This is a genomic window from Bacillus sp. P4_D3 (genome assembly GCF_056401855.1).
In genome coordinates, this window is the sequence record NZ_JBFUIN010000119.1 from 1 (window position 1) to 8,452 (window position 8,452).

9 protein-coding genes and 1 rRNA gene are annotated in these 8,452 nt (G+C 36.8%); 4 read left to right on the forward strand and 6 right to left on the reverse strand.

Annotation, left to right across the window (positions count from 1 at the left end):
* Nucleotides 1–150, reverse strand: a 16S ribosomal RNA gene (locus tag AC1DTM_RS13950); the annotation flags it as partial.
* Nucleotides 151–552: 402 nt separating this feature from the next.
* Between AC1DTM_RS13950 and AC1DTM_RS13955 the strand changes: the two genes are divergently transcribed.
* Both AC1DTM_RS13955 and AC1DTM_RS13960 read left to right on the forward strand, forming a co-directional pair.
* Nucleotides 553–1,236, forward strand: coding sequence for an MgtC/SapB family protein (locus tag AC1DTM_RS13955; RefSeq protein WP_002160049.1), 684 nt, complete (start codon nt 553–555; stop codon nt 1,234–1,236).
* 95 nt (nt 1,237–1,331) lie between these two features.
* Nucleotides 1,332–2,327 carry an ion channel gene (locus AC1DTM_RS13960; protein WP_016106496.1) on the forward strand — a complete coding sequence of 332 codons (996 nt, stop codon included), beginning with the start codon at nt 1,332–1,334 and terminating at the stop codon, nt 2,325–2,327.
* On the opposite strand, the gene AC1DTM_RS13965 is transcribed toward AC1DTM_RS13960, so the two are convergent.
* Nucleotides 2,314–2,727 (reverse strand): YugN-like family protein, encoded by a 414-nt coding sequence (locus tag AC1DTM_RS13965; RefSeq protein WP_002160047.1) that lies wholly within the window; start codon nt 2,725–2,727, stop codon nt 2,314–2,316. The genes AC1DTM_RS13960 and AC1DTM_RS13965 overlap by 14 nt on opposite strands.
* 108 nt (nt 2,728–2,835) lie before the next feature.
* A complete protein-coding gene (locus AC1DTM_RS13970) occupies nt 2,836–4,188 on the reverse strand; it encodes a glucose-6-phosphate isomerase (RefSeq protein ID WP_002112570.1) in 1,353 nt (450 codons plus the stop codon).
* Nucleotides 4,189–4,470: 282 nt separating this feature from the next.
* On the opposite strand from AC1DTM_RS13970, the gene AC1DTM_RS13975 reads away from it, so the two are divergent.
* Nucleotides 4,471–4,704 (forward strand): DUF378 domain-containing protein, encoded by a 234-nt coding sequence (locus AC1DTM_RS13975; RefSeq protein WP_016106497.1) that lies wholly within the window; start codon nt 4,471–4,473, stop codon nt 4,702–4,704.
* A 112-nt stretch (nt 4,705–4,816) separates the two neighbouring features.
* Here the strand turns inward: AC1DTM_RS13975 and yugI are convergent, their stop codons facing one another.
* From yugI to AC1DTM_RS13990, 3 genes are all read right to left on the reverse strand, one after another.
* Entirely contained in the window at nt 4,817–5,161 is a 345-nt protein-coding gene (yugI, locus tag AC1DTM_RS13980; RefSeq protein ID WP_002015848.1) for a S1 domain-containing post-transcriptional regulator GSP13, read from the reverse strand.
* A gap of 254 nt (nt 5,162–5,415) precedes the next feature.
* Nucleotides 5,416–6,606 carry an aminotransferase gene (locus AC1DTM_RS13985; protein WP_002129685.1) on the reverse strand — a complete coding sequence of 397 codons (1,191 nt, stop codon included), beginning with the start codon at nt 6,604–6,606 and terminating at the stop codon, nt 5,416–5,418.
* Nucleotides 6,603–7,100 carry an Lrp/AsnC family transcriptional regulator gene (locus AC1DTM_RS13990; RefSeq protein WP_016106498.1) on the reverse strand — a complete coding sequence of 166 codons (498 nt, stop codon included), beginning with the start codon at nt 7,098–7,100 and terminating at the stop codon, nt 6,603–6,605. Before AC1DTM_RS13990 ends, AC1DTM_RS13985 begins: the two co-directional genes overlap by 4 nt.
* A 301-nt stretch (nt 7,101–7,401) precedes the next feature.
* Here AC1DTM_RS13990 and AC1DTM_RS13995 point away from each other — a divergent pair, with 301 nt between their 5' ends.
* Nucleotides 7,402–8,394 carry a 2-hydroxyacid dehydrogenase gene (locus tag AC1DTM_RS13995; protein WP_033714043.1) on the forward strand — a complete coding sequence of 331 codons (993 nt, stop codon included), beginning with the start codon at nt 7,402–7,404 and terminating at the stop codon, nt 8,392–8,394.
* Nucleotides 8,395–8,452 lie beyond the last annotated feature (58 nt).

The following is an 8,452-nucleotide window of genomic DNA, read 5'->3' on the forward strand; positions in this document are numbered from 1 at the left end:
TATCCCAGTCTTATGGGTAGGTTACCCACGTGTTACTCACCCGTCCGCCGCTAACTTCATAAGAGCAAGCTCTTAATCCATTCGCTCGACTTGCATGTATTAGGCACGCCGCCAGCGTTCATCCTGAGCCAGGATCAAACTCTCCAATAAAGTTAGTTTGTCTAGCATCTAAAAATAAAAATTGACGTTCACGTTGTTTGTTTCGTTCAGTTTTCAAAGAACTACTTAGTCGCTCATTTGCGACTTCCTTATGTTAACATCTTCGTTTTTCGATGTCAACTAAGTTTTTCAATTTCTTTTTTGTCGTTTTCTACGTTTCCGCATCAGCGACGGTTATTAATATATCATGTGAAAAAATGAAATGCAACACCTTTTGAAAACTTTTTTCAAACCAACTACATTTCTTTTTTAATATCATATACTTAAACGAAATATCTCTTTCATTTCTAAGTAATTCCTACATATATTCTATATAAAGTCACTCTGCCAAAAAGCGTTTCTTTCTATATAAACGTTTTATTCATATACCATATCATACAAGGAGGAATATACATGGACTACACCGACTTATTAATAAAACTAGGTCTCTCGGCTATTTTAGGATTCGCCATCGGTTTAGAGCGCGAATTAAAACGTAAACCACTCGGTTTAAAAACGTGTTTAGTTATTTCTATAATTAGTTGCCTCCTGACGATTGTTTCTATTAAAGCTGCTTACAACTTACCACATACCGATCATATGAATATGGATCCACTTCGACTTGCCGCTCAAATTGTATCAGGAATCGGTTTTTTAGGTGCCGGTGTAATTTTACGCCGAGGAAACGATAGTATTGCGGGATTAACGACCGCCGCTATGATTTGGGGTGCTTCTGGTATTGGCATTGCCGTTGGAGCTGGTTTCTATATCGAGGCTACTTTCGGAATGTGTTTCCTTATGATTAGTGTAGAACTTATACCCTTAACGATGAAATTCGTCGGTCCTAGATCATTTCGCCAACGTGATATCGCAGTGAAACTTGTTGTACGAAATATGGACAATATCCCCATTGTAATTGAAGAAATAAAAGAAATGGATATAAAGGTTAAAAATATGAAGCTTAAAACATTAGAAAGCGGCGCTCACTACTTACATCTTAAATTGTCTATCGATCAAAAAAGACATACTGCCGATGTTTATTATGCTCTCCAACATCTTGAGAGTGTTCAACAAACTGAAGTTGAAAGTATGTATTAATTATGAAACGAACTCTCTTTTTAATTAGAGAGTTTTTCTTTTTTCTATAATGGTAACAATGAATGTAGTCCTGAAACGTAAGGAGGAATAGGAACTTGAAATCCCGTACGAATTTAGTAGATACATTTCGTGATTCCATTATTTTTCGTTTAATTTGTTTTATTATTGTACTTACTGCTTTCTCCGGCTTTCTTATACATACACTCGAGCCAGATCACTTCACCACATGGTTCGACGGGATTTGGTGGTCAATCGTTACCATTTTCACCGTTGGATACGGCGATTTCGCCCCCCATACAACGATAGGAAAAATTATCGGGATAGGCATCATTTTATTAGGAACGGGATTTTGTTCTTATTATATGGTTCTATTCGCTACCGATATGATTAATAAACAATATATGAAAATTAAAGGAGAAGAAGCTGCTACCTCTAATGGTCATATGATTATCGTTGGCTGGAATGAGCGCGCAAAACATGTTGTAAAACAAATGCACATATTACAACCGAACCTTGATATCGTTTTAATTGATGAAACACTTTCTTTACTTCCAAAGCCATTTCATCATTTAGAATTTATAAAAGGTTGTCCGCATCACGATCAAACTTTATTAAAAGCTAACATTACAACAGCTCACACTATATTAATAACATCAGATAAAGAGAAGAACGAAAGCTTAGCAGATACACAGTCCATTTTAAATATTTTAACTGCAAAGGGACTTAATCCAAACATTCACTGCATCGCTGAACTTCTTACTTCTGAACAAATCCAAAATGCAATGAGAGCTGGCGTATCAGAAATTATAGAAGGAAATAAATTAACGAGCTATGTATTTACTGCTTCTCTTTTATTCCCTTCCATTTCAGGCGTACTATTCTCCCTTTACGATGAAATCTCTGATAACAAATTACAACTGATGGAGATTTCCCCGTCCTGCACCGGACAATCCTTTGCGAATTGTAACTATACTCTTTTAAAACAAAATATTCTCTTACTAGGTGTAAAGCGCGACGAACAATATATGATCAATCCAGTTCATTCTTTCATTCTCATCGAAAGCGACATACTCATCGTTATTCACCATTAAAAAAATGACTTTCTAGTTCTTGTACTAGTACTTTACCAATATTGATATATTTTCTTTTCACGTCTCCATCGGGATCTTTCGGCTCAGCAAATTGATCAACTCCACTCGTTCCAGCTGTTAAAGAATTAACATTATCATCTAGTTCGTCTTGATATACGTGCGAAAGAATATACGGCGTTTCAAGACGGACTATTACCTGAGGCACATCTAGTTCTCCATCCACCGCTGTAAATGGTACTCGTAAAAATTGATAACCATCTTCTTCGTCGATTTTATAATCAAAACATCCTTTATCATAATCCCAATTACCACCAATACTATATCCAAGTGGTTTCATAACCTCTTCTAACTTATATAACGCATATGTACGTCCTTCTAAATTTGATTGAATCGGAATCAATCCCATCCCTCCTAGACTTTTCCTTTAGCATACCCATTCTAGTTTGAATATACCGGTGTACTTTTCAGTAAAATAATAAAAAGCGATCGGAGACCCGATCGCTTTTTATTATTTTAAACGCTCTTCTAATTCTGCTTTTAACTCTTCAAATCCTGGTTTTCCAAGTAGAGCAAACATATTTTTCTTGTACGCTTCTACTCCTGGTTGGTCAAATGGATTTACGCCTAATAGGTAGCCGCTCATCGCACATGCTTTTTCGAAGAAGTATACAAGGTAACCGAATGTGTACTCGTTTAGTTCTGGAATGTTTACGATTAAGTTCGGTACTCCGCCATCGCTATGTGCAAGTAATGTACCTTCGTATGCTTTTGTGTTTACGAAGTCTATCGTTTCACCAGCAAGGTAGTTTAATCCATCTAAATCGTTGTCGTCTAATTCGATTTTTAGTTCGTGTGTAGATGTACCTACTTTAAGAACTGTTTCGAATAGGTCACGACGACCTTCTTGAATGTATTGACCTAATGAGTGTAAGTCAGTTGAGAAGTTTGCTGAAGATGGGAAAATACCTTTTTGATCTTTTCCTTCACTTTCACCAAATAACTGTTTCCACCACTCAGAGAAGTAGTGAAGTGCTGGCTCATAGTTAACAAGCATTTCAATTGTTTTCCCTTTATTGTATAGGGCATTACGAACTACTGCGTATTGGTAAGCTGGGTTTTCTTCAAGTTCTGATTTCGCGAAGTCATTATGACCAGCAGCTGCACCGTTCATCATCTCTTCAATGTTTAGGCCACTTACTGCGATTGGTAATAATCCTACTGGTGTTAATACAGAGAAACGACCGCCAACATCATCTGGAATTACAAATGTTTCGTAACCTTCATTGTCAGCTAATGTTTTTAATGCACCACGCGCTTTATCTGTAGTTGCATAAATACGTTTGCGAGCTTCTTCTTTTCCATACTTTTCTTCTAATAATTTACGGAAAATACGGAATGCGATTGCAGGCTCTGTTGTTGTACCTGATTTGGAAATAACGTTAATAGAAAAGTCTTTACCTTCTAGTACGTCCATTAAATCTTTCATGTAAGTGGAGCTAATGTTTTGTCCAACAAATAGCACTTGTGGAGTTTTACGTTGTTCTTTAGAAAGCGTGTTATAGAAAGAATGGTTTAACATTTCGATTGCTGCGCGTGCTCCTAGGTAAGAACCACCAATACCTACAACAAGTAAAATGTCAGAGTCATTTTTAATTTTTTCTGCGCATTTTTGAATGCGAGCAAATTCTTCTTTATCATATTGAAGCGGAAGCTCTACCCACCCAAGGAAATCGTTCCCAGCTCCAGTTTTTTCGTGGATTGCATGATGTGTTACTTTTACTGCATCACGTAAATAAGTTAGTTCATTTTCACCGATGAAGGATAACGCTTTAGAATAGTCGAACGTTACATGTGTACTCATCTTTTTCCCTCCAATTATGTATATGTATTTCTGTATTCACTTTAGCGAAACTAAAGTTGTAAATCAAGCGATTCAACAATTGTAAACGTAACCATTATTTATTTTTTAGAAAAAGTTCATTTTTGCATAAAAATTCGCATTTTTCGGTATAGATGTATATACATCCTTTTTCCGTACATTTTTCATGTATAAAAACAACAAAACTATACCATTCTATAAAGGAGTTAAATTTTCTTATTAACTCCTTGCTTGCTCACGCTTCATATTAAGGGGGGACTTTTCATGAGTACCTTGCAACGTATCGCATTAGTCTTCACTGTAATCGGCGCTGTTAACTGGGGACTGATCGGGTTCTTCCAGTTTGACTTAGTAGCAGCCATTTTCGGTGGACAAAACTCAGCTCTTGCACGTATTATTTACGGCATCGTTGGTATTTCTGGGCTTATCAACCTCGGCTTACTATTTAAACCATCCGAGAATCTTGGTACTGACCCAGAAACACATGAAATTCAATAGTCAGTATGTCTTTTTCGCCTCCGACATACGAATATGATTGCATGCAATCATATTTGCAAATATATATATCATAAGTCACAGTAAAAGAGGAACGCTCATATGCGTTCCTCTTTTACTTTATTACCTCCGACTCTTCAATCCATTCTGCTAGCTTTTCTCGCAGTGTATTAAATCCGTTCTCAGATGGATTCGGTATAAGAATTCGTCCTTGCTTTCTTTTCGCCGCTTTTAACGATAAACTCATTTTTCTGTGTTCTTCATCAATTGAAAGTACTTTTACTTCTACTGTATCTCCGACCTTTAAAAAGTCATGAATGTCTTTTACATACCCATTTGTGATTTCAGATATATGCACAAGTCCTTGTGTTTCTGCATCCAAAGCTACAAATGCACCGTAATCTTGAATTCCAGTTACTTTCCCTGTTACAACCACTCCCGTTGTATATTGTTCTGACATGTGAAACACTCCCATACGTTTACCATTTTCTCTACAATTGTAAATAGCAAAGCAGATGTATTTATTGTTAAATATCCGATTAGTGAGTAAGTATCCTAAGTAAAACACCGAGGATACTCCCACCTTATATTAGTAAATTATACCACTTTGATAGAACTCATTCAAAATTCACGAAAAAATTTCCTGTAATACGTATAATTCTCCAATATTAGGATAGAATACTAACACATGGCTTTCTAGTATTCCCCCCCTTTTTATGGACAAAACGTATTGTGTTTTGTCCTTTTTTTATTCTCTATGAACCGTTCCATTCTCTTCATTGCTTCCATAAGTTGCTCAAGCGATGTTGCATATGAACAACGAATAAATCCTTCACCACTCCCGCCAAACACATTTCCAGGAACAACAGCCACTTTTTCTTCTAATAATAATTGTTCTGCAAATTCTGCTGAAGATAGTCCGGTTGAAGCTATAGAAGGGAAGACATAAAATGCCCCGCCTGGCACATGACATGTTAAGCCCATTTCATTGAAAGATGTCGTCATAAAGTTACGACGTTTTTTATAGCTATCTCTCATTCGAATTACTTCATCATTTCCCCCGCGTAATGCTTCAAGTGCTGCAAATTGAGACATCGTCGGTGCACACATCATTGAATACTGGTGGATTTTGAGCATTAATTCTGAAAATTGCACAGGGGCTGCAATCATCCCAAGACGCCATCCCGTCATCGCAAATCCTTTTGAAAACCCTGAAATTAAAATTGTATGGTCACGCATATTTTTAATACTCGCGAAACTCGTATATGCTTCGTCGTATACGAGCTCTGCATAAATTTCATCAGATAGCACGATTAAATTATACTTCTCAACAATAACTGCTAGCTTTTCTAATTCGGATTTATTTAACATTGCGCCTGTTGGGTTATTGGGAGAACAAAGTAATATTGCCTTTGTTTTCGTTGTAATAGCTGCTTCAATTTGATCTGGCTGTACTTTAAATTCATCTTCTAATGAAGTCGCTACTGGAACTGGGACCCCGCCCGCTAACGTAACAAGTGGTGCATACGAAACGAAACTTGGTTCAATAATAAGTATTTCATCATCAGGGTTTACAATAGCACGCATCGCTACATCTAGCGCTTGACTCGCTCCAACTGTAACAATGATTTCATCATTCGGATCATAAGATACTGCAAATTGTTTTTTTAGATACTTTGCTATTTCTTGACGGAGCTCCAATAATCCTGCATTTGCTGTATATGACGTATATCCTTGTTCTAAAGAACGAATACATGCTTGCCTTACATTCCAAGGTGTAACAAAGTCCGGCTCCCCCACTCCAAGTGAAATAACACCTTTCATACTTGCCGCTAAATCAAAAAACTTTCGTATACCGGACGGTTGTAAAGATTCTGCTACTCTAGATAGGTCAAATTGCTTCACGGTGTCACCACAATTCTCTTATCATCATCTGTCTTTTCATAAATAATCCCCTCATGTTTATACTTCTTCAAAATAAAATGAGTTGTCGTTGAAACGACAGATTCAATTGTTGCTAATTTCTCAGAAACAAACATTGCTACTTCTCCCATTGTCTTCCCTTCTAATGTAATAGAAAGGTCATATGTCCCAGACATTAAATAAACGGATTTCACTTCTGAATAGCGATAAATTTGTTCAGCTACTGCATCAAAACCGACACCACGCTTCGGTGTAACTTTCACATCAATCATCGCCGTTAAACCAGTATGTTCTTTCACTTTTGTCCAATCGATATGTGTTACATAGTCCACGATAATCTTTTCACTTTCTAATTTCGTAACCATTTTTTTCGCTTCTTCTACTTCTATATTTAACAACTTCGCTAATGTATCTACAGATAAACGACTATTCTTTTCAAGACAAGCTAATAATTCCAATTCTTTCTCTGTCACCATATAAATCATCCTTCCTTTTAGTTTGTGTCTAAATTATACAAATACTCTTTCCAGTTTGAAAAGAAGATTTTTTTTGAGAATTATGTCAAAATAAAGTGAAGGCTAATAATCAATGGGAGGGTTCATCCCCACTGATTATTAGCCTTCACCAATCGGGCTTTTGCGGGCAGTTAATCTCCCACCTAACCTCTTTGTTTCAGCCGTTTTTTGAGGTGGGCGTCTTACTGCCCGTTAATAGCGGGGTAAAGTGAAACTTTAATCAGTGGTAGGGTTCATACCAGCTGATTATTAGCACACACCAATCCGGGTAAAGAGGAAAGGGGATGGAACCGTGAAACCAAAAGTATATATTGCCGAACCAGTTCCAACATTTGTAGAAAACTATTTATCAGAACACTGTGATTTTGAAAAATGGGATCAAAACGAGAAAGTACCTCGTGATGTTCTATTGGAAAAAATAAAAGATAAAGATGGGTTATTAAATTTCGGATCTGCTATAAATGAAGAATTATTGCAGGCTGCTCCTAATTTAAAAGTAGTAAGCAACATTTCTGTTGGCCATGATAACTTTGATTTAAAAGCGATGAAAAAACAAAATGTTATCGGAACGAATACTCCATATGTGTTAGATGATACAGTAGCCGATCTCGTTTTCGCTCTTATGTTATCTGCTGGTCGCCGTGTTTGCGAACTCAATTCCTATGTGAAAAATGGTGAATGGAACGCTGAAATCGGAAAAGAACACTTCGGACTAGATGTACATCATAGTACGATCGGTATTATCGGAATGGGACGAATTGGAGAAGCTGTCGCAAAACGAGCGAAATTCGGATTTGATATGAATGTCCTTTACTATAACCGTCGCCGTAAAGAAGAAGCTGAGCAAAAATTTGATGCTACATATTGTGATTTACAAACTCTAATCAAACAATCTGATTTTATTATTCTTCTTACTCCATTAACAGATGAAACGTATCATCTTATCGGTGAAAAGGAATTTTCACTAATGAAAGAAACAGCAATTTTCATTAATGCTTCTCGCGGGAAAACAGTAGATGAAACTGCATTAATTCATGCGTTAACAGAAAAGAAAATATTTGCAGCCGGCATCGACACATTTACACAAGAACCGATTCAAAAAGAGAATCCGCTCTTATCATTACAAAACGTTGTAACTTTACCGCACATTGGATCTGCAACATTAAAAACTCGGCAGCAAATGGCTATGACAGCTGCTGAAAATTTAGTGGCAGGATTACAAGGAAAAACACCACCTAATATTGTGCGTGGGTAATTATAAAGTGAAACTTTAATCAGTGGGGGTTTTGTCCATCCCCCACTGATTATTAGCC